Origin of the sequence: Aquimarina amphilecti (genome assembly GCF_900109375.1) — a bacterium.
Classification (GTDB): Bacteria; Bacteroidota; Bacteroidia; order Flavobacteriales; family Flavobacteriaceae; genus Aquimarina; species Aquimarina amphilecti.
This window is the reverse complement of record NZ_FOAB01000004.1, coordinates 205,504-225,241: the sequence shown is the minus strand read 5'-3', so window position 1 is coordinate 225,241 and position 19,738 is coordinate 205,504. Positions and strand designations below refer to the sequence as shown.

Below are 19,738 nucleotides of genomic sequence, written 5' to 3'. Positions count from 1 at the left end.
CAAAACTAAGAAATTAGTTAAATGATTCAACTAATTTCTTAGTTTATTTTATTGTTATCATTTTTCCTGCAAACAACATTCCATCCCATTATTTCGACAGTTGGGTTCTATTCTGTTTTATCATCTAATCTTTTAGCTCAATTTTGGTGTATCAATCAAAACAATAAGCTAACAGATGAAATCAATATTAACCACAATCTTCCTACTCACAATAGCATTTTCAAATGCTCAAACCACAATTACAGGAATCGTTACAGATCCTTCAGGAAACCCTATTCCTGGCGCAAACATTTATTTAGAGGGTACCTACGATGGAGCATCATCAGCTGATGATGGCACGTTCACTTTTACAACCTCAGAAACAGGAGAACAAATGTTGGTAGTCTCTTTTCTTTCTTTCGAAACTTATGTATTCAGTAACTCTGTAAACAAAATGAAAGATCTAAAAATAGTATTAAGAGAAGATGTAAATTCTTTAGGAAGCGTTATTCTTAATGCAGGTACTTTTTCTGCAGGAGACAATAGTAAAGCATCGGTACTTACACCATTAGATATTGTTACCACCGCAGGTGCAGCTGGTGATTATATTGGTGCTTTCCAAACCTTACCAGGTACATCTACTGTAGCAGAGGATGGTCGGTTATTTGTTAGAGGTGGTGATGCTAATGAAGCTAATGTTTATATAGATGGGCTAAGAGTTTTTCAGCCTTTTTCGGCAACGGCTAATAATATTCCTACTCGTGGTCGTTTCTCCCCTTTTCTTTTTAAGGGAACCAACTTTTCTACAGGTGGATATTCTGCGGAATATGGAGATGCTTTATCGAGTGTACTGCTCCTCAATACAATTAATGAACCTGAACAAGAAAAAACTGATTTATCTTTTATAACTGTAGGTCTTGGTGTAGGAAACACACAAAAATGGGAGAAAAATTCCTTAAGTATCAACGCATTTTACCTTAATCTAAAACCATATCAGGAAATCATTTCTCAACGTGTAGATTGGATTAAACCTTTTGAATCCCTATCAGGAGAAGCTGTTTATAGACATCATTTTGATAATGGTTTATTCAAATTATATGGAGGACTAAATTATTCAGATTTTCAATTAATACAAGAAGATATAAATGTATCAGAAGGAATCAGTTTTGGTCTTACTAATAGAAATCTTTACTTAAATGCTTCTTATAAAGGGGATCTAAAGAATGATTGGTCATTGGCTACGGGTGTAAGTTTCTCTAATGATCATAATGACATAAAAATTGAAGAAACAAATATTGACAATGATGATAACAGTGCTCACATTAAAGTAAAACTTAGAAAAAGATTTAGTAATAGATTTAAACTAAGCTTTGGAGCAGAACAATTCTTAGGAGATTTTAAAGAGGATATAAATGCTACTTCTTTTGGAAACTTTCAGAGTAGTTTCAAAAACAATAGTACAGCAGCTTTTTCTGAGGCTAACATATTTTTCAACAAAAAACTAGCTATGCAAGTTGGAGTAAGAGCTACACATAATACATTACTGGATTTTACTAAAGTATCTCCAAGAGCATCTTTAGCATACAAAATAGCAGAGAAATCCCAAGTTTCTTTAGCATATGGTGATTTTTATCAATCACCTCAACAAGATATTTTAAAATACAACAGTTCATTAGATCCTGAAAAATCATCTCATTATATACTCAATTACTTATACCAAAATGATGGGAGAACTTTAAGAGCAGAAGCTTATTACAAAAATTATAATAGTTTGGTGAAATTTAATACTGAATTACCAGAATTTGATAGTTTTTACAATAACAATGGAGATGGATATGCTACTGGACTAGATATTTATTGGAGAGATAATAAATCCATTAAGAATTTTGAGTACTGGACGAGTTATTCCTATTTAGATACTAAAAGAAATTATAGAAATTACCCAGAACGTGCCACTCCCAATTTTGCCGCAAAACATAATCTATCCGTTGTAGGGAAATATTGGGCTGAGGATTGGAAGTCGCTAATTAGTGCTACTTATAACTTTGCTTCTGGTCGTCCATATACTGATCCAAACACCACGGATTTCTTGGGTAAAAAAACAAAAACATTCAATTCTTTAAATATGAGCTGGGCGTATCTTATTAGCCAACAAAAGATTTTATTTGTTTCTGTATCCAATGTTCTTGGTTTTGATAATGTATTCAACTATCAATATACTAATGCACCTAACGTAAATGGTGATTTTGCGAGGCGTGCTATTAGACCAACTGCTGATCGTTTCTTTATTGTAGGATTCTTCTGGACAATCAGTGATAATAAAAAAGATAATCAATTAAACAATCTGTAATACAATTCAGCATAAAAAAACTACAGTTCGGTACTATTTAATTCCAAAACACTGGGTTTTAAAAGATCTTTATACTATTAAACAAAACAACTGTCACTATGAAAACAATTCTTATGATACTTAGCCTTTTTACAATTAACACAGCTATTGCTCAATCAGCTTACGAAAAAGGAATGGGAAAAGCTTTTGAACTTTGGGGAAGTCAAAAAAATGATGAAGCTGCTAATTTATTTGAAAGAATTGGTCAAGCAGAAAAAGACAACTGGTTACCATTTTACTATGCTGCTCAGATCCATATTGTAAAGACGTTTGGAACTAAAAATGCAGAAGAAGTAGAATCTCGTTTAACAAAAGCGCAAAACTATCTTAACGAAGCTAAAACTCATTCTAAAAATAATGCAGAAATTCTAATTATGGAAGCTATGCTTAATACAGCATATGTAGTATATGATGGAGCAAAATATGGAATGACGCATTCTGCTAAAGTGGAGGAATTATATCAAATAGCAAAAAGTATAGAACCAGAAAACCCAAGAGCAGTATTATATCATGCCGAGTGGCAAATGGGCGCTGCAAAATTCTGGGGTAAAGACCCGAAAGCCTTTTGTCCTGAAATAGAAAAAGCTATCTTGTACTTTGAAAAAGCGTCTTCTACTATACCATTTTACCCTGATTGGGGAAAAGATCAAATAGAAAGAATACAACAAAACTGTAAGTAATAATTTACTGAAAAATAATTAAGAAAAAGATATGAAGGATACAAAAAGAATAGCCATTATTTCTATCGGTGTTTCCATTGGAATAGCAATAGTTACCTTATTTGCTAATGGATTTGAATTTGATAGATTTCTGACTATACAATATTGGATCATCAACCTTCTATATAGCTTTTTTCTTACCTATATCAACATCTTATATTTTAGATTAATTAATTACAAATTCGAATGGAAAAATAAAGGGTTACAACGCATACTAATAGGAACAGGAGGTTCAATTATCGTAACAATGATTGGGTATTTTCTTTGCGAGCTTCTAGCAAGTGTAGTGGTTTTACAAAGACAAACATTTGCAGAGTTCATTACAGATCAATCTTTTAAAAACTATCTATTCCCACTATTATTAACAGCAATAATTTCATTGTTTTTTCATACCGTTTATTTCTATAAAGCGTTACAAGAAAAAAAGGTCACCGAACAAAAAATAATTGCAGGAACAGCTTCTGCTAAGTTTGATGCTTTAAAAAATCAGCTAGATCCGCACTTTTTGTTTAACAGTCTAAATGTATTGACATCTTTAATAGATGAAAATCCTAGAATGGCGCAAAAATTTACTACATCGTTATCTAAAGTATATCGATACGTTTTAGAACAAAAAGATAAAGAATTAGTAACTATTGATGAGGAATTAAAATTTGCTAAAACCTATATGACTCTATTAAAGTTAAGGTTTGAAGATAGTATCATTTTTGAAATGCCCGAATCTGCAACTAATTCTGAAGCAAAGGTAGTACCACTATCATTACAGATTTTATTAGAAAACACGATCAAACATAATGTGGTTATGCCAGACAGGCCGCTTCATATAAAGATCTATGAAGATGATGGTTTTCTAATTGTAGAAAACAACTTACAACCTAAAGAAGTTATAAAGCAAAGTAGTGGCGTAGGTTTAGGTAATGTACAACAACGATACGGATTACTTACTAAAAGAGAGTTTTCTGTATTCAAAACAGAAACAGCTTTCATTGCAAAGCTTCCAATTTTAACAAAAAAAATAACATCAATCGATATGACAACATCACAAAATATAGAAATCGTAAAGGACCTAAAATATAAAAGAGCAAAGGACAGAGTAAAAAAGATTAAAGAATTCTATGGCAGTCTTACTGCGTATTGCATTGTAATTCCCTTTTTAATATTCATTAATTACAGAACTACTGGTTTTAGTCTACCCTGGTTTATATTCCCAATGGCTGGATGGGGATTAGGATTGCTTTTCCACTATTCTGAAGCTTTTGATCATCATCCAATATTTGGTAAAGATTGGGAAAAGAAAAAAATCAGAAAGTATATGGATGAATCTAATAGAAGGAATTATGAATGATCACGATAAGATAAAAGCATACAAAAAAGCAAAAAAAAGAATCGTCGAAGAAAGATCTTTTTACTCTCACGTTGCGATATATATAGTAATGAATATTGTCATCTTTATTTTTAAAATAAAGATTGGAGATTATGTAAACGATGAAGGCTATGACAATTACCTGCCCTGGAATTTAATTACTACTCCACTACTATGGGGCTTAGGTTTACTGGGACATGGATTATGGACATTTAGAGAAAAAAATGGATTAGGAAAATTATTTAACAAATCCATATTTAGCAAAAAATGGGAAAATCAAAAAATTAAAGAGTTCATGGATGAGCAAGACAACATTTAAAAAATAAAAAATGGAAAACTCCGAACTACAAAAAAAATATAGAAATGCTAAAAAAAGAGTTCAAGAAGAACAATCCTTTTATACTCATCTAAGTATATACATAGTTATAAATATTGCTATTATCATTGTAATTCTTCAACTAAAAGATTATTTCTATGATGGTTACTTAATCCCTAATTTAATTAGTTCTCCTTTACTATGGGGTATCTTCTTACTAGGTCATGGATTGTGGACATTCAGAAAGAAAAACGGCCTAGGACAACTTTTTAAAAAATCCATTTTCAGTAAAAAATGGGAAGAGAAGAAGATTAAAGAGTTAATAAACAATAATAAAAACCTTTAAAAGAACAGACAATGGAAAAATTTGAACGACAAACAAAATATAGAATAGCTAAAAAACGTGTTGAAGAAGAAAAAGGGTTTTATAACCATTTTACAGCGTATGTAATTGTAAATGTTTTTCTACTTTTTATAAATTCTGATTTCATCGATGAAGGATTCAATAATTGGCTAAACTGGAACTTATATATTACTCCTTTTTTCTGGGGAATTGGTTTATTCTTTCATTGGGTAAAGGTTTTTAATCCAAATATAATTTTTAGTAAGCAATGGGAAAAACGAAAAATCAAAGAACTAATGAATGAAGATAATACTATAGATTATCTATAGTGATCAAAATCATTAATCAAAAAACAACAACAATTTAAAACTATTCATTATGCAAGACTATGAAGAAAAAGACAGATATGAACTAGCTAAAAAAAGAGTGGATGATGAACGAGGTTTTTATACACACCTAACGTTTTATATTGTTATTAACATAGTTATATTAATCATCAACACTAATTCGGACAATCAAGGTTTTAAAAGCTGGTCACAATGGCACTTATACATTACCCCTGCACTCTGGGGAATAGGGTTATTGTTTCACGGATTAAAAGTCTTTAAACGTAATTTTATTTTTGGAAAGAACTGGGAAGAACAAAAAATAAAAAAGCTAATGGACGAGGATGATACTCTAGATGTATCATAAAAGCAATCAAAACTAACACTAAAAAACTAATCATCATGAAAGATTTCGAAGAGCAAAAAAGATATGAACGTGCTAAAGAGCGAGTAGACGAATTAAAGAAATTTTACAATAACCTATTTTCCTATGTTATTGTGATAGGCTTCTTAGCTGGTCTAAATTACTATCAAAATGAATGGCGTTATGCTTGGTTCTTATGGGCTGCATTTGGTTGGGGAATCGGTTTAGCTTTCCACGCTGTTAAAGCATATAGAATTAATCCTATGTTTGATAAAGATTGGGAAGAACGTAGAATCAGAAAATATATGGATGAAGAAGATAAAGAAAAGCAACTTTGGGAGTAAATTATGCTCTTCCTATATTGTTTATATAATCCAATTTTGATAATGAAATTAAAGTAGGTAAAAATGAAAACACTCATCCATCTTATTATTATATTTTTTATAGGTTTACTTAATGCTCAAGAATCCTTTATCATTAAAGATGTAACCATTTTTGATGGTGAGAAAGTGATCCCAAAAACATCCATTCTTGTAGAAAATGGAACTATCTCTAAAGTTGCCAAATCAATAAATCACAAGACTACTGTTATTGATGGAAATGGTAAATTTTTAATGCCTGCAATGACTAATTGTCACGTACACGCTTGGGGAGTTCCTATTTTACAACAAGCGGCAGGAGCTGGTGTATTTAATCTATTGGATATGCATGGTGTTGAACCATACCAAGGAATGATGAAGACCTATAGAGATTCTACAAATTATGCTCGTTTTTTTGTAGCTGGATATGCTGCTACCGCTCCGGAAGGACACGGTACACAATATGGTTTCCCTGTTCCTACCCTAACTAAACCAGAGGATGCATTAAAATTTGTTACTGATAGAATAAAAGCAGGTGTAGACCATATTAAAATCATTGTAGAACCTTGGAAACCTACATTATCTCACGAAACCGTAAAAGCGATTATTGATGAAGGTCATAAAAACAAAAAAAAGGTAGTAGTACACGTTTCTAAAATGAATGACGGATATCAAGTACTAACTAATAATGCCGATGGATTGGTACATATTTGGAGGGATACTCCAATGCCCGAAGATCAATTACAACAATTAGCTAAAGAAAAAGATTTTTTTGTGATCCCAACACTTCTTGTATCAATAGAAGTCCAAAAGAAACGAAGAAAAAAAACAGCAGAAGAAATTAAACAAGTAGAATCATTTTTAAAAAAAGAAGTAAAACGATTATACGATGCAGGAGTATCTATTTTGGCAGGAACCGATCCTCCAAATGTAGATATTAACTATGGAACCGATCTTTATAAAGAGTTAATCCTGATGTCAGAAGCAGGTATCCCAAATAAAGAAGTTCTAAAAGGAACTACCTCCTTACCTGCGGATAAATTCGAATTAGGAAAAATAGGATATGTAAAAGAAGGGTATATTGCAGATCTTTTATTATTAGATAAAAACCCAATAGAAGATATTAAACATATAAATACTATAGCTTCTATGTGGAAAGCTGGAAAAGAAGTACAAATAAAAAAGTAATTATAACCAAACTATGAATGTAATAATAATCGAAGACGAAAAACCAGCTGCTAGGAGATTAGGGCGCATGCTAGATGATCTAGATATTAAGATCGATACAATGCTTCATTCTGTAAGTGAGTCTATTGAATGGTTTAGTAATAATGAACATCCTGATTTGATATTTTTAGATATCCAATTAAGTGATGGTTTATCGTTCGAAATTTTTGATGCTATTACAATTAAAAGTTCGATTATTTTTACAACTGCCTATGATGAATATGCGTTAAAAGCCTTTAAGCTAAATAGCATTGATTACCTACTAAAGCCAATTGATGATGAAGAATTAGAAGCTGCTGTAAAAAAGTACAAAGATCAGATATCACCAGGTCAATCTATCCAAGTAGATTTTGAAGATATTAAGAAACTACTAGTCAACCCAATAGATCGTGTATATAAAAAACGTTTTACCGCTCGTGTCGGTCAGCATCTTAAAATCTTTTCTGTAGAGGATATTGAATGTTTTTATTCAGAAAACAAAGGAACATATCTCCATACTAAAGAAAATAGAAACTACCTTATCGATACTACATTAGAATCTCTTGAAGACGAATTGAATCCACAACAATTTTATAGAGTGAATCGCAAATTCTATATAAATATAAATGCGATAAAAGACATTATCTCTTATACCAATTCTAGATTACAAATCAAGTTGAATCATTTTAGTGAGCAAGAAATCATTGTAGCACGAGAACGTGTAAAAGATTTTAAGGATTGGTTGGAGTAAGTAAAAAATAGTCTTCATTTTTGAAATTAGGATAATATAAATCTGCTCTGTTTAACTCTCAATGATAGATAATATTCTAGAAAACAAAAGTATTGCTTACTTTTAGACATACACATCTATCAGAATGACAATTTACAGTAACCCTTTATTAGGTAAGTACCTTATTTTTTCTTTGTTTTTTTTCTGGCTAAATTCTTTCAATATTTCTGCTCAAGAATATGACACCAATGATCTTAAGGAGTTGGAAAAACAAGGAATGATATTCTACAAGACAGAAGAATATGAAAAAAGCATCGCAACCTATAACAAGCTAGAAACTACAGCAAAAAAATTGAATAATGCTTCACTAGTATGCATCTCTAATATAATGAAAGGGCATATATATTGTAGGAATGGAAAAAATAAAGAAGCTTTAGAAAATTACTATAATGCCCTCGATATTATTGAAAAAACAGGGAATGTAAAAAATGAAATCATAGTCAATTCTGGGCTTATTATTGTTCTTTCAAGAATGAATCAAAATACCAAAGCAAAAAAAATTGCACTGCGTTCTCTAAAAGCTATCCCAAGTACCACCTACCATAATAAAGAAAATCATGTTAGATTCTTAACTACTCTTAGTGATATATATCTAGATGCAGAGCAATATGACTCCGTATTACACTATGCCAAACAAGGTGTCGAGATGAGTAAGTCTCTTAAACTAGATGAATTGTATGTAGACCTTTTAATCAAGAAAGGGATGGTCTTCTATTACCAAAAAGAGTATAACAAATCTTTAGAATATTTGTTTGAGGCGAAAGAAATACTTAATAACAAACAAATTAACAACAAATCTTATCCAACTATTAGAACTAATTATTTTATTGCGAATTGTTATTATCAAAAACAGTCCTATGATAAAGCAATTAATGTATTACTAAATAGTATAAATTCCTTTGAAGAGAGTGATAAGTTTAAACCTCCTGCAATCAGATCACATTTATTATTAGTCAACTGTTACAACCAAAAGGGCGACTATAAGGAGGCAATGCTTTGGAATACTAAATATACAGCATTAAATGAATACTATCTAAAAGATAAAGACCAAACGGTGGATATCATTCATCAAAAAGAAACTAATAAACTTGAACAAGAAATAATAATCCTAGAAGCAAAACAAACAGAAGAGAGGCAAGCAAAAAATCGAATATTCTGGATTCTTTTAGGTACCGCAATAGCATTAATTTGTAGTGTCTTCTTATATTTTAGAAAGCTACGATCCAACAAAACGATATTTCACAAGTTAATGCAAGAAATCGATATTTTAGAAGCTAGCAAACAAAATCCAATTCACAAGGAAGAATTAAAAAAAGAAATCACTATTGATGATCAGAAGGTCAATGAAATCATCAAAGGATTAGAAAAACTAGAAATGCAGGAGTATTTTCTACGATCGGACTGCAATCTACGATCCATGGCAAAAAAGCTAAAAACCAATGCTACATATTTATCTAAAACAATCAACACACACAAAGAAAAAAACTTTACAGAGTATATCAATGACCTTAGAATTGAGTATGTGCTCAACAGATTAAAAGATGATAAAAAATTTCGATCATATGCCATTCAATCGATCGCTACAGAGATTGGATACAAGAGTAGTTATTCGTTAGTAAAGCATTTTAAAGCAAAAACAGGTATCAATCCGTCTTATTATATCAAAAGTCTTGATAAGCAATTTGAAGCATCAGAAATTAAGGTGTAACCTATGGCTATTTTAAACAATTTAGCCATGTGTTATTATTACAAATCCTTGAAATCAAATATATTTCTATGAAATACATTTTTTATTGCAAGTCATTCTCAGAAAACTGAAAAAAGACTTAACTAACAATTAAACAATCATAAAATGAAAAAAGACGGAACACAAAAAATCAAACTAAAAAAGTTAACAATAGCAAGGATTAACATAGATACCATGCGAAAAATAGAAGGAGGATCTAGTGGAACTACGTTACCAACAGACATTATCAATTTAGATGGAGAACCTTGGAATATTTGCGCTTTAGGTATTAAATAGTATTACTTTTTTTTGTACACTAATCACCCTGCCAATATGCAGGGTTTTTTTATGGCTATTTTGTTTAAAATAGTCAACCTTCCTTTTTAATTCCTCTGATCACGGTTTACTTTAGTATCAGCATCAAAATACAGATAGCCGTACATTTTGATCAAGGGGCAACCGAAAACCTTAATATAGAGTAGGTAGTTAAAACAAATCATTATGCTTAATAATATTTTAAACTTAAAAGGAGTATCTCAATTGAACAAAAAAGAACAACAAACGATTAAAGCCGGAACGTATTACGGAGATCTATGTCTTAGACTTTGTAGCGGAAGTTGTTCTTTCGGACATTGTTTTGAGCAAATTGATTAAATATTATTTCTCCCGAGAGTTCTTCTCGGGATTTTTTCATCGTATTTCTAATTTAAAAATAACGCAAAATGATTCACAAAATCTTAAACTTAAACGGAGTTACTATTCTTAAAAAAGAGCGTCAAAAATCAATCCACGGAGGTACATATGGTTGTCAGAACATAGCAAGAAGATGTATAGATGATAGTGATTGTTGTTCTGGAAGTTGTGGGGTAGAGAAAATCATCAACGGAAACATTATCACTCTCTCTATATGCTCATTTACCTAAACACTCTATATCTCTTTTAAAATAAGGCAAATGAAAAGTTCATAAACTCTAATCGAGAATAGACAGAAAACTGCAACTGTCTTAAAATGTTTGCTATTAAACTAAAATCACTTAATTTCTAACAAAATGAAAAAATTAATGCAACTAAAAGGAGCTCAGGTTTTAAATAAAAAAGAGCAAAAAACTATTAATGGAGGTAACACAGGCATGCAATGTCGTAGTCATTCAGATTGTAGTGCTCTAAATGGAATTCCTGGTTTTGAATATGAAGAATTCTTTTGTCATTGGGGATATTGTCAAATCATGTAAATATTATAAATATTTATAAGTTGTAATAAAAAAAGCCTGGAGTCAAATAACTTCCAGGCTTTTTCGGTAAATAATAATAAATAAAACTACAATTATTCTTCTATATCGCTACAATTCCTTGTGTATTCGTATCCGGAAGATTTCCTGACTCTTCTCCTATTGGGGTAAGCGTTTGTCCATTAACTCCAAAGATTCCAATAGTACCATCTAATCCATATAACTGGTATAAGAAAGCTCCATCATCAGAAATCCACATATCAATCCATCCTTCTGTAGTTCCGAATGCAGCTCCTGGATCTGTAGTATTACCTGTAGCTCCCACACCTTGAGCAGCTGTTTGATCTAACAAGGTTACGACACCATTAGTAAAGCTAAAGGATGCCAATCCAGCTTCTATAGCATTTGACACAAAAAATGTATTTTCATCTGACGTAAAATCTAACCAACAAGCTGTTCTTCCTGTATTTCCTTCACCTGATCGAACATCTAAGTTAACATCTACAAGTTGATCTCCATCAATTCTCCACGTAGAAACAGAACCATCTTGTAAAGCTGGGAATGCTGGTGGTGCTCCATTATATTGAAATTCTCTAGCTTCGGTAACAACTGCGTATAATTCTCCATCTGTTCCTCTAACAATTTGAGACCCAATTGCTGAAGGAAGGTTCCTTTGCTCTGCATTTCCTCGTAAAGTAGAAGTAGCACCATCTAATCTAGTAAGTGAACCTCCATTAATACCAAATAAAACTACTTCGTCTTGATTACCCACTGCAGTACTTCCTGTTCCTAAATTATCTGTAGCACCTACATCTAAACCAGCAGCTCCTGCATTAATAGAAGCAACGATCGCATACGCTCCACCAGGAGCAATATACACACAAGATGGTCTGTTATCTAGATTAACAGAAGCTCCAGCAGATTGAAAAGTTCCATCATCTAATAACCAAAAAGAATCTAAAGTACCTCTATGCATTGGCTCTCCTCCATCCAAAAACTCTGAGCGCGTAATATTGGTTACTAAAACCAAACTATTTACTCCTGTCATACTTTCTGGAGCAGGATAAGAATCTATACTATTTGGACCTTGGGCGGAAGTTGTCTGAAGGACAGGATTTCCTAAAGAGAAATCATCGTTTACTGGCAATGCAGAAATTGTATTACTACCTGCGTTTACTGCTAAAACAAATGCATTATCTCTTGTTTTGGTAATTGCATATGCTGAGATTAAAGGATCTAATCCTTCTCCTCCATCAAAATCACCACCATTTCCTCCTGTAGCAACGGGTCCTATCGGCGTAAGTGTCCCATCTACATTTCTACCATAAGTTACAATAGTATTAGGTCCCTGTTCTACCCCATCTACCTGTCCTTCTCCATTTGTCATTGCGTATACCGCTCCTACAAAATTATTAGTTTCTTCTCCCCCATCCGGAACGAAATTATCATCATCGTTACACGAAGTGAATATTAATGTTGAGGCCAATAGTATATATAAGCTAAATTTTAGATTTTTCATTTTGTTTCTTTTTTTGAGTTTTGAGTTTATGTTTACGTCAAACTTTGCACATTGCCTTTTCATAAAACAAGACAATGATTAATTGCTTTTACACACCTTTATTCGGCCGAATACAATGCAAAATCAAGAAATGAAGTATTTTAATTTTTAAGTTTCTTGACTGATATTTGGTACGCTTTATACTTTCCGTACTTACAAGTCTAAAAGAGTCTATCGAACATAAAAAGAAATTAAAAAGGTAACAACAAAACACGTAAAACCTTAAAAATCAAAATCTTAATTAAGAATAAAATATTTACACAAGAATTGTAAAATCTATAGTTTTTAAAATAACATTAACATTTATGTTAGATATCTTTAACAAATAAGTTTTCTTAGGAATGTTAGCTAGCTAACATAAGTCACTATCAATTCACCTTCAAAACATACTAATACTTAGAATAAAAAAGATTTTAATACAATCAAATAGAAATTCTTCTTTTTAAGTCTTAATATTCTAAGTAGTTCTAAAATTTTGCGCAACCATTTCAATTTTTCACATCTTATAAAAAAGCAAAAGACAATGAACAAACCATTCAAATTAATCGTTATCGTAATATCTTTATTATTAACGAATGTACATATGTCTTGTAATGATACTGATAATTGCGAAGAGGCAATTTGCACATTAGTTTTGGTTAGGATTTCAATATCAATAACTGATCAGGATCAAAAACCTGTTATTCTAGACTCCTACGAAGTGATTAACCTAGAGAATGGGGAAAACATTACTGTTTCACTGTCTCCAACAGAACAGGAACAAACATTCCAATCTGGACGATACCTATTAATAGAAGATAATGTTCTTGGAGTAAATCAAGAGCAACAAATTCAGTTTAGAGGATTTATTAATGATCAACAAGTTATTAGCAGTGATTATATTGTTAGTACTGATTGTTGTCACGTAAGTTTAGTTTCAGGAGATGTAGAACTTACTCTATAAATAATGTAAAAAAACAACTGATCAAATATTAATTAAGAACCAGCTTTAGAACCTTAGTTATTGATTTTAAATCTTAATTCTAGAATTTTTCATCAAATTGGAAATTTAAAAACAGAATCTAATATTCCCACTGCCTTTTCTTATTCAATTCTTCTTCTGCATCTAATTCTTCTTGCGGAATTACTTTAAGAAAAGAAGAATGTTGCTCAATAGCAAATTCTAATTTACTAACAATATCGTCTACAGTATCATTCTCGTAATCAAATTGCAGTGGTTCTTTAATAACCATTGATTGAAGAATACCCCGTTTTTTGATTCTAATACCTTTTTTATCAAAAGATCTTCTAAAACCGTCAATTACTATTGGGATTACTATAGGCTTATATTGCCTAATAATATGAGCAGTTCCTTTACGAATTGGTTTAAATGGTTTAGTAGTTCCCTGCGGAAATGTAATTACCCAACCATCTTCTAAGGCTCTTTTTATATTAGTAATATCACTCATCTTTACCTGACGATTGACATCCTGACCCTTATCTCTCCAAGTTCTTTCTACAGTAATAGCGCCTGCATATGCTAATATTCTTGCAAGTAAACCTGCGTTCATAGTTTCTTTAGCGGCTACATAATAAAGATTAAGTTTTGGTTTCCATAAATACCCAATATTTTTTATTGAATCCGTACGACCACTTAAACTAGCATTGAAAACGTGGAACATGGCCACTACATCCGCAAAATAGGTTTGATGATTAGAAACAAATAGTACATTATTATCAGGAAGTTCTTTAAAAATTTCACTTCCCTCTATTTGTAATTCATTAAAACCTCTATAACGACGATGCGTCATAGATCCCATAATTCTAATAAGCCATTTTTTCAGGAATAATATATGTCCAAAAGGATTTCTTTTAAATAATCCCATAAATAATTTTAGTTTATTAGCATCTATTATTTTCAAGCGGAAAACTTACCGCTTCTGATTATCAGTTAGTTATACTTAAAACTAAATACAATTAATTAAATAATAGATAACAATTCAGTTAAATTCTTCTAAATATTAAGAAGAAAATGGGAGCCAAATATACAAAATCATCGCTCTAACGCAGATTTTATAAACATTTTAAGTTCACTAAGCATCATCGCTGTAGCACCCCAAACAACGTAACCATTTAATTCAAAGGAAGGTACTTCGATATTTTCCGCATAAGAAGTTGACAATTTTTTAGAAATTACATTACTTTCATCTAACAATTGAGATATAGGTACCTCTATTATTTCAGCTACTTCTTCTTCTTGTTTTATGAAATTTGGTAATTCGTTGGAAACTCCCATGAACGGATGGACCCAAAAATTAGATGGAGGTATATATACTTTGGTCAACTGTTTTAAAACTTCGATTAAATCAGAATTTACCCCTATTTCCTCTCTAGTTTCACGTAATGCAGCTTCTTCATAGTTTTTATCAAACTCTTCTACCTTACCACCGGGTAAGGCCACTTGTCCAGAATGTACTCCTTCATATGTTGGGCGTAGAATTAATGCTAAATGTGTTATACCTTCTTTAGGGTAAAAAAGCATCATAACCGCTGCATTTCTTGGATTTCTCTCCTCTATCTTAATTTTATAAAGCTCTTGTTTTCTTATTTCTGGAGCCATAATAAAATGAGAAGATTCTCCAGGCACCGACATTTTCTGTATTTTTGAAATTAATTTTTTAAATGTTTCGAATGTCATTTACCCGAGTAATTTTAGTATTAGGTTTTGCTAGTCTTTTTATCTTCTATAGTTGTGAAGATACACAATCTAAAAAAACTAAACAGTCTGTTGTGGAAAATGAAAACGACATTTCTAAGGAAAGTACTATCAATCAGAAAGATTCACTAAAAAAGAAAAAAACAGAAAAAATTGAGACTGCTAAGGCTTTAGATGAAGAACCATTTAAACTTACTAACTCTAATATGAAGGAGTTCTTATTACAATATGGTAAAGAAAATCCTGAAACTCTAGTTCGTATAAGTACAAAATTTGGAGATATCCACATTAAACTTTATAAAGAATCTCCTATGCATCGCGCTAACTTTATTTATCTAGTTAAACAAAAGTATTTTGATGAGACTTTCTTTTACAGAGTGGCAAAAGGTTTTGTTATTCAGGGTGGAAATAGTGATCGTACTCAAATGGCTCAAAAGCGTCATGACATTGGGGATTACACATTACCTCAAGAACCAATAAAAGGTCTTAAACATAACCGAGGATCAGTAGCTTTATCCAAACAATGGGTTAACAACCCTTCTAATCGTTCTACGCCTTATGAGTTTTTTATTGTAATCGCCAAAGAAGGAGCTCCTCATTTAAATGGAGAACATACAATTTTTGGAAAAGTTGTAAAAGGTATGGGCGTGGCAGATAAAATCTCTAATGTTCCTGTAGATGGTAGTGAATGGCCCAAAGAAAATATATTCATAAAAGCAGAGGTGATTAGATAAATAGCTGCCTATAAAATCATCATCCTACAGACAGCTATTATCAATAGTTTAGCAAGGGTCAGCTATTGTTTCACACTGACAGGTATTACGAGTACCTACTGCATGCTTCACGCGCTCTTTATACGGTCCCATAGGATGTGCTAATCCTCCTTTTAACCTTGAAATAGTTTCTTTACGTAATTCTAAGTGCTTAAAATTCTTTGACTTCATGATATTTGATTTTATGATTTATATCAATATATCAATCATCCCAAAAAATTGTTACCCTAAAAAGAATAGATAAATATTCTATTTCTGGGTATAATAATTGTAATCCTCCAATACCTTAGATATAAATTGGATGGGTTTTTCTTGTGGAGTAACTTGCATAATACTGCTTACCTTATTAGAAAGCTGCAGAATAACGTTATGATTCCCATTTCTTTTTGCATCTTGGTAGATACCTTTAATTTTGCGCATCTCACTATCATCAAATACAGTTACCTGCGGATATAATGGTTTATAATCATCTGGAATATCGACTAAAATAGTTTGATGAAATTTCACCTTTTGTTTTTCACTAATTACTGTAGTTCCTGCGGCCATATCTCCTAGCCTTTGACCAGTTCCTTTAAATAAAATCGCCACAACTGCTATTCCTCCAGAAGCTAACGTAATATCTATCAATCGTAATAACCATCTTATCAAATAACCAGAAAAAGCTGGTCGAGATCCATCTAGACGCACAACTCGTATCTTCATTGTTGCTTTTCCGGGAGTTCTTCCATCCCAGAAAGTTTCCCATAATAGATAATAAAGAAAAGGGGGAAGACCAATTACCATCCAGAATGCCCATTCATCTGCCATTCCTAAATCTAAAGCGGCTACAATTAAGATTACAACAATAAAATAGGCGATGATTATTAACAAGTCTACTAAATATGCTAAGATTCGTTCCCCTATTCCAGCAGTATTTTGCTGTATACTCACATTTTGAGCTGTTTCTATTTGAAAATTATCCATTAATTATGTTTCTTTGAAGCTCCTAATTTTTGATCCATGCGTGAGGCGGCTTTTGTGAAGCAAAATAAAGATAAATGGTTAAAATTTGAAAGTGTTCTGCTTAATAATGCGCAAATTACTCCAGATGAACTCTCTAGTTTATATATTGAGATCACCGATCACCTAAGTTACGCAAGAACCTTTTACCCTAGTAGTCAAACATTTAACTACTTAAACGGATTAGCTTCTAACGCTCATCAAAAAATTTATAAGACTAAAAAAGAAAAAAAGAATCGATTTTATTCTTTTTGGGTTAAAGAGTTTCCTTTAGAATTTTACAACTATCAACGACAACTCCTTATTGCCTTTTTGATTTCGGCCCTTTTTACAGCGATTGGTGTTTATTCTTCCGCAACTGATGGCGCATTTGTAAGATCAATATTGGGTGACGGCTATGTTAATATGACATTAGAAAATATCGAAAATGGGGATCCAATGGCGGTTTATAAGAAAATGGAAGAAACTGATATGTTCTTAGGTATCACCATTAATAACATAAGAGTAGCTCTAAACTGTTTTATTCTTGGTATCCTTTTAGGCATTGGAACGATCTATATGTTAATGCAAAACTTCATTATGTTAGGTTCTTTTCAATACTTTTTCTACGAAAAAGGACTTCTTTGGGAGAGTGCTAGAACTATTTGGATACATGGAACCATAGAAATTTCTGTTATTATTATAGCTGGATGTGCCGGACTGGTAGTCGGTAATTCTATTTTATTCCCAAAAACTTATACCAGACTTACCTCTTTTGTAAGAGGAATAAAAGCAGGGTTAAAAATTGTAATAAGTACCGTTCCATTTTTTATCATTGCAGGCTTTTTAGAAGGCTTTGTAACCCGACATACTGAAATGCCAGATTGGTTAGCAATTTTTATAATCGCAACTTCTTTAGGCTTAATTTTGTTTTATTACGTAATCTACCCTAGACAATTATATAAAAAATCAATTTCTACAGATGAACAATAATTATATTGAATTTAAGAAGAAAAGAGAATTAGGTGATATTCTAACCGATGTTTTTGTGTTTTTAAGAACCAATTTTAAACCTCTATTTTCCGTCTTATTTAAGACAACAGGAATCGTTTTGGTTATCCTTCTTTTATCTATTGCATATTACACCCATGCAACTTCTAATTTCATGGATCCTTTTGCCCTTGGTGGAGGCGCTGGTAATCTAAACATGTTTAATTCTGGATCTTTTTTAATATCAGCTTTTGTAATGATAATTAGCATTCTAATCTTTTATGGATTAGTTTTTGGTACCGTTCTACATTACATAAAAGAATATACAGATAATCAAGGAGTAGTGTTACAACAAAATGTTATCGACGGAGTGAAAAAAGATTTAGGAAGTATCATAGGGCTTTCTATTCTTTCTTCTATAATGTTACTTGTAGGATTTATGCTGTGTGTGATCCCTGGAATATATTTATACGTGCCATTAAGTCTTATTTTCCCTATTTTAGTTTTTAGAAAATCTGCAGTTTTTGATACTATTAGCGAAAGTTTTGAATTAGTAAAAAATGAATGGTGGATAACTTTTGCTACGCTTCTTGTTATTGGGCTGTTATCTTACGTAATAAGTATGGTATTTTCTATCCCTGCCATTATGTATACATTCTTTAAAACCTTTACCGCTGCATCAGAAGGCAGTTTCTCGGATCCTTCTAGTATGTTTGATTGGGTTTTCATTTTATTAAACACAATCGCATCTGTTCTTCAATATATTATTATCTATCTCTTTACTGCAATTTCTACTGCTTTCATTTACTTTAATCTAAACGAAAGAAAGCATCATACAGGAACATTAGAACAGATTGATTCTTTAGGTAAAACCGAATAACTTGAAACAACTAAGCTACTTTCTTCTTTTTATAATACCTTTTTCTATTTCTGCTAAGATTCAGGACAGTACGTCTATAGAACAGGCAGAAGAGATTATTTATGATTTAGACTCTAGTAAAGAAATTAGAGAGTTTAATGCTGATAAAATTAAAGAGCTAAGAAATGAGGAAGATTTCAACTATACAGAATATGAAGAGCCCGATAATATTTGGACGCAATTTAAACGCTGGGTTGGACAACTATGGAGTCGGTTTCTACAATGGGTATTTGGTGTAGGAGAAGTAACTGGTTTCTGGGCTGTTTTATTCAAACTTTTACCTTATTTAGTTATTATAGGTGTATTATTTTTGTTAGGTTGGTTATTTATGAGAGTAAACCCAAGAGATATGCTTTTTGAAAAACAAGAGGCGCCTCAAATTATACTTACAGAGGATGAAGATATCATCCAAAATCAAAATATAGAACAATTAATCCAACAAGCTTTGAAAACTAATAACTATAGATTAGCTATCCGGTATTATTATCTATCTGTACTTAAACAATTATCCGAAAACGAATTAATAAACTGGGAGTCGCAAAAAACAAATACCGATTATTTAAAGGAACTAACTGATAATTCATTAAAAAATAAATTTCAGAATATCACAAGACTATATGACTTTATTTGGTACGGAAGTTTTGATATTAACCAAACATCGTTTGAACAAGCAGAACAAAAATTTAAATCGATTACTAATAGTATAAGATCCTAAT

General features: G+C 31.6%; 25 protein-coding genes. 20 read left to right on the top strand and 5 right to left on the bottom strand.

The annotated features are described in order from the left end of the window. The first annotated feature begins 175 nt into the window (after positions 1-175). The 15 genes from BMY33_RS11675 to BMY33_RS11620 all read left to right on the top strand — a co-directional run bounded on the left by BMY33_RS11675 (position 176) and on the right by BMY33_RS11620 (position 11,112). Positions 176-2,329 carry a TonB-dependent receptor gene (locus BMY33_RS11675; protein ID WP_091408576.1) on the top strand — a complete coding sequence of 718 codons (2,154 nt, stop codon included), beginning with the start codon at positions 176-178 and terminating at the stop codon, positions 2,327-2,329. A gap of 98 nt (positions 2,330-2,427) precedes the next feature. Then, entirely contained in the window at positions 2,428-3,048 is a 621-nt protein-coding gene (locus BMY33_RS11670) for a hypothetical protein (RefSeq protein WP_091408573.1), read from the top strand. Between the two features lie 31 nt (positions 3,049-3,079). Further along, the gene (locus BMY33_RS11665) at positions 3,080-4,432 is read left to right on the top strand and encodes a 2TM domain-containing protein (RefSeq protein WP_091408571.1); all 1,353 of its coding nucleotides are present in this window, start codon (positions 3,080-3,082) and stop codon (positions 4,430-4,432) included. Next, positions 4,404-4,769: a 2TM domain-containing protein gene (locus BMY33_RS11660; RefSeq protein ID WP_091408569.1), complete on the top strand. Its 366-nt coding sequence runs from the start codon at positions 4,404-4,406 to the stop codon at positions 4,767-4,769. The genes BMY33_RS11665 and BMY33_RS11660 overlap by 29 nt, the downstream gene beginning before the upstream one ends. Positions 4,770-4,779: 10 nt before the next feature. After that, a complete protein-coding gene (locus BMY33_RS11655) occupies positions 4,780-5,112 on the top strand; it encodes a 2TM domain-containing protein (RefSeq protein ID WP_091408567.1) in 333 nt (110 codons plus the stop codon). An 11-nt stretch (positions 5,113-5,123) separates the two neighbouring features. After that, positions 5,124-5,438, top strand: coding sequence for a 2TM domain-containing protein (locus tag BMY33_RS11650; RefSeq protein ID WP_091408564.1), 315 nt, complete (start codon positions 5,124-5,126; stop codon positions 5,436-5,438). A gap of 49 nt (positions 5,439-5,487) precedes the next feature. Then, positions 5,488-5,802 (top strand): 2TM domain-containing protein, encoded by a 315-nt coding sequence (locus BMY33_RS11645; RefSeq protein WP_091408562.1) that lies wholly within the window; start codon positions 5,488-5,490, stop codon positions 5,800-5,802. A 35-nt stretch (positions 5,803-5,837) separates the two neighbouring features. Beyond that, entirely contained in the window at positions 5,838-6,143 is a 306-nt protein-coding gene (locus BMY33_RS11640; RefSeq protein WP_035084596.1) for a 2TM domain-containing protein, read from the top strand. A 63-nt stretch (positions 6,144-6,206) separates the two neighbouring features. Then, positions 6,207-7,346 (top strand): amidohydrolase family protein, encoded by a 1,140-nt coding sequence (locus tag BMY33_RS11635; protein ID WP_091408559.1) that lies wholly within the window; start codon positions 6,207-6,209, stop codon positions 7,344-7,346. 13 nt (positions 7,347-7,359) lie between these two features. Beyond that, entirely contained in the window at positions 7,360-8,115 is a 756-nt protein-coding gene (locus BMY33_RS11630; protein ID WP_091408556.1) for a LytR/AlgR family response regulator transcription factor, read from the top strand. A gap of 124 nt (positions 8,116-8,239) precedes the next feature. Then, entirely contained in the window at positions 8,240-9,862 is a 1,623-nt protein-coding gene (locus BMY33_RS11625; RefSeq protein ID WP_091408553.1) for an AraC family transcriptional regulator, read from the top strand. A gap of 144 nt (positions 9,863-10,006) precedes the next feature. Continuing rightward, positions 10,007-10,177 (top strand): hypothetical protein, encoded by a 171-nt coding sequence (locus BMY33_RS23475; protein ID WP_170837065.1) that lies wholly within the window; start codon positions 10,007-10,009, stop codon positions 10,175-10,177. 204 nt (positions 10,178-10,381) lie between these two features. Next, complete coding sequence (locus BMY33_RS23470) at positions 10,382-10,534, top strand: hypothetical protein (RefSeq protein WP_170837064.1); 153 nt, start codon at positions 10,382-10,384, stop codon at positions 10,532-10,534. Positions 10,535-10,602: 68 nt separating this feature from the next. Next, positions 10,603-10,803, top strand: a complete 201-nt coding sequence (locus tag BMY33_RS23270; RefSeq protein ID WP_139195641.1) for a hypothetical protein — start codon at positions 10,603-10,605, stop codon at positions 10,801-10,803. 126 nt (positions 10,804-10,929) lie between these two features. Continuing rightward, on the top strand, positions 10,930-11,112 hold the full coding sequence (locus BMY33_RS11620; protein ID WP_091408551.1) for a hypothetical protein: 183 nt from the start codon (positions 10,930-10,932) through the stop codon (positions 11,110-11,112). Positions 11,113-11,212: 100 nt separating this feature from the next. On the opposite strand, the gene BMY33_RS11615 is transcribed toward BMY33_RS11620, so the two are convergent. Further along, the gene (locus BMY33_RS11615; protein WP_091408548.1) at positions 11,213-12,628 is read right to left on the bottom strand and encodes a lactonase family protein; all 1,416 of its coding nucleotides are present in this window, start codon (positions 12,626-12,628) and stop codon (positions 11,213-11,215) included. Positions 12,629-13,190: 562 nt separating this feature from the next. Between BMY33_RS11615 and BMY33_RS11610 the strand changes: the two genes are divergently transcribed. Next, entirely contained in the window at positions 13,191-13,610 is a 420-nt protein-coding gene (locus tag BMY33_RS11610; RefSeq protein ID WP_091408545.1) for a hypothetical protein, read from the top strand. 118 nt (positions 13,611-13,728) lie between these two features. Here BMY33_RS11610 and BMY33_RS11605 read toward each other — a convergent pair whose 3' ends face one another. Together BMY33_RS11605 and BMY33_RS11600 are read right to left on the bottom strand one after the other, a co-directional pair. Further along, entirely contained in the window at positions 13,729-14,532 is an 804-nt protein-coding gene (locus BMY33_RS11605; RefSeq protein WP_091408542.1) for a lysophospholipid acyltransferase family protein, read from the bottom strand. A gap of 167 nt (positions 14,533-14,699) precedes the next feature. Then, entirely contained in the window at positions 14,700-15,344 is a 645-nt protein-coding gene (locus BMY33_RS11600) for an NUDIX hydrolase (protein ID WP_091408540.1), read from the bottom strand. Here BMY33_RS11600 and BMY33_RS11595 point away from each other — a divergent pair. Beyond that, positions 15,338-16,096 (top strand): peptidylprolyl isomerase, encoded by a 759-nt coding sequence (locus BMY33_RS11595; protein ID WP_091408537.1) that lies wholly within the window; start codon positions 15,338-15,340, stop codon positions 16,094-16,096. The genes BMY33_RS11600 and BMY33_RS11595 overlap by 7 nt on opposite strands. A gap of 48 nt (positions 16,097-16,144) precedes the next feature. On the opposite strand, the gene BMY33_RS23465 is transcribed toward BMY33_RS11595, so the two are convergent. Together BMY33_RS23465 and BMY33_RS11590 are read right to left on the bottom strand one after the other, a co-directional pair. After that, the gene (locus tag BMY33_RS23465) at positions 16,145-16,306 is read right to left on the bottom strand and encodes a hypothetical protein (protein ID WP_170837063.1); all 162 of its coding nucleotides are present in this window, start codon (positions 16,304-16,306) and stop codon (positions 16,145-16,147) included. 78 nt (positions 16,307-16,384) lie between these two features. Then, positions 16,385-17,098 carry an RDD family protein gene (locus BMY33_RS11590; RefSeq protein ID WP_091408534.1) on the bottom strand — a complete coding sequence of 238 codons (714 nt, stop codon included), beginning with the start codon at positions 17,096-17,098 and terminating at the stop codon, positions 16,385-16,387. 36 nt (positions 17,099-17,134) lie between these two features. Here BMY33_RS11590 and BMY33_RS11585 point away from each other — a divergent pair, with 36 nt between their 5' ends. From BMY33_RS11585 to BMY33_RS11575, 3 genes are read left to right on the top strand one after another with little or no spacing between them, the layout of a single operon-like run. Beyond that, positions 17,135-18,106, top strand: a complete 972-nt coding sequence (locus tag BMY33_RS11585; protein WP_091408531.1) for a stage II sporulation protein M — start codon at positions 17,135-17,137, stop codon at positions 18,104-18,106. Continuing rightward, entirely contained in the window at positions 18,096-18,983 is an 888-nt protein-coding gene (locus BMY33_RS11580) for a hypothetical protein (RefSeq protein WP_091408529.1), read from the top strand. The genes BMY33_RS11585 and BMY33_RS11580 overlap by 11 nt, the downstream gene beginning before the upstream one ends. 1 nt (position 18,984) lies before the next feature. Continuing rightward, positions 18,985-19,737 (top strand): DUF4129 domain-containing protein, encoded by a 753-nt coding sequence (locus tag BMY33_RS11575; protein ID WP_091408527.1) that lies wholly within the window; start codon positions 18,985-18,987, stop codon positions 19,735-19,737. The last annotated feature ends 1 nt before the right edge of the window (position 19,738 follow it).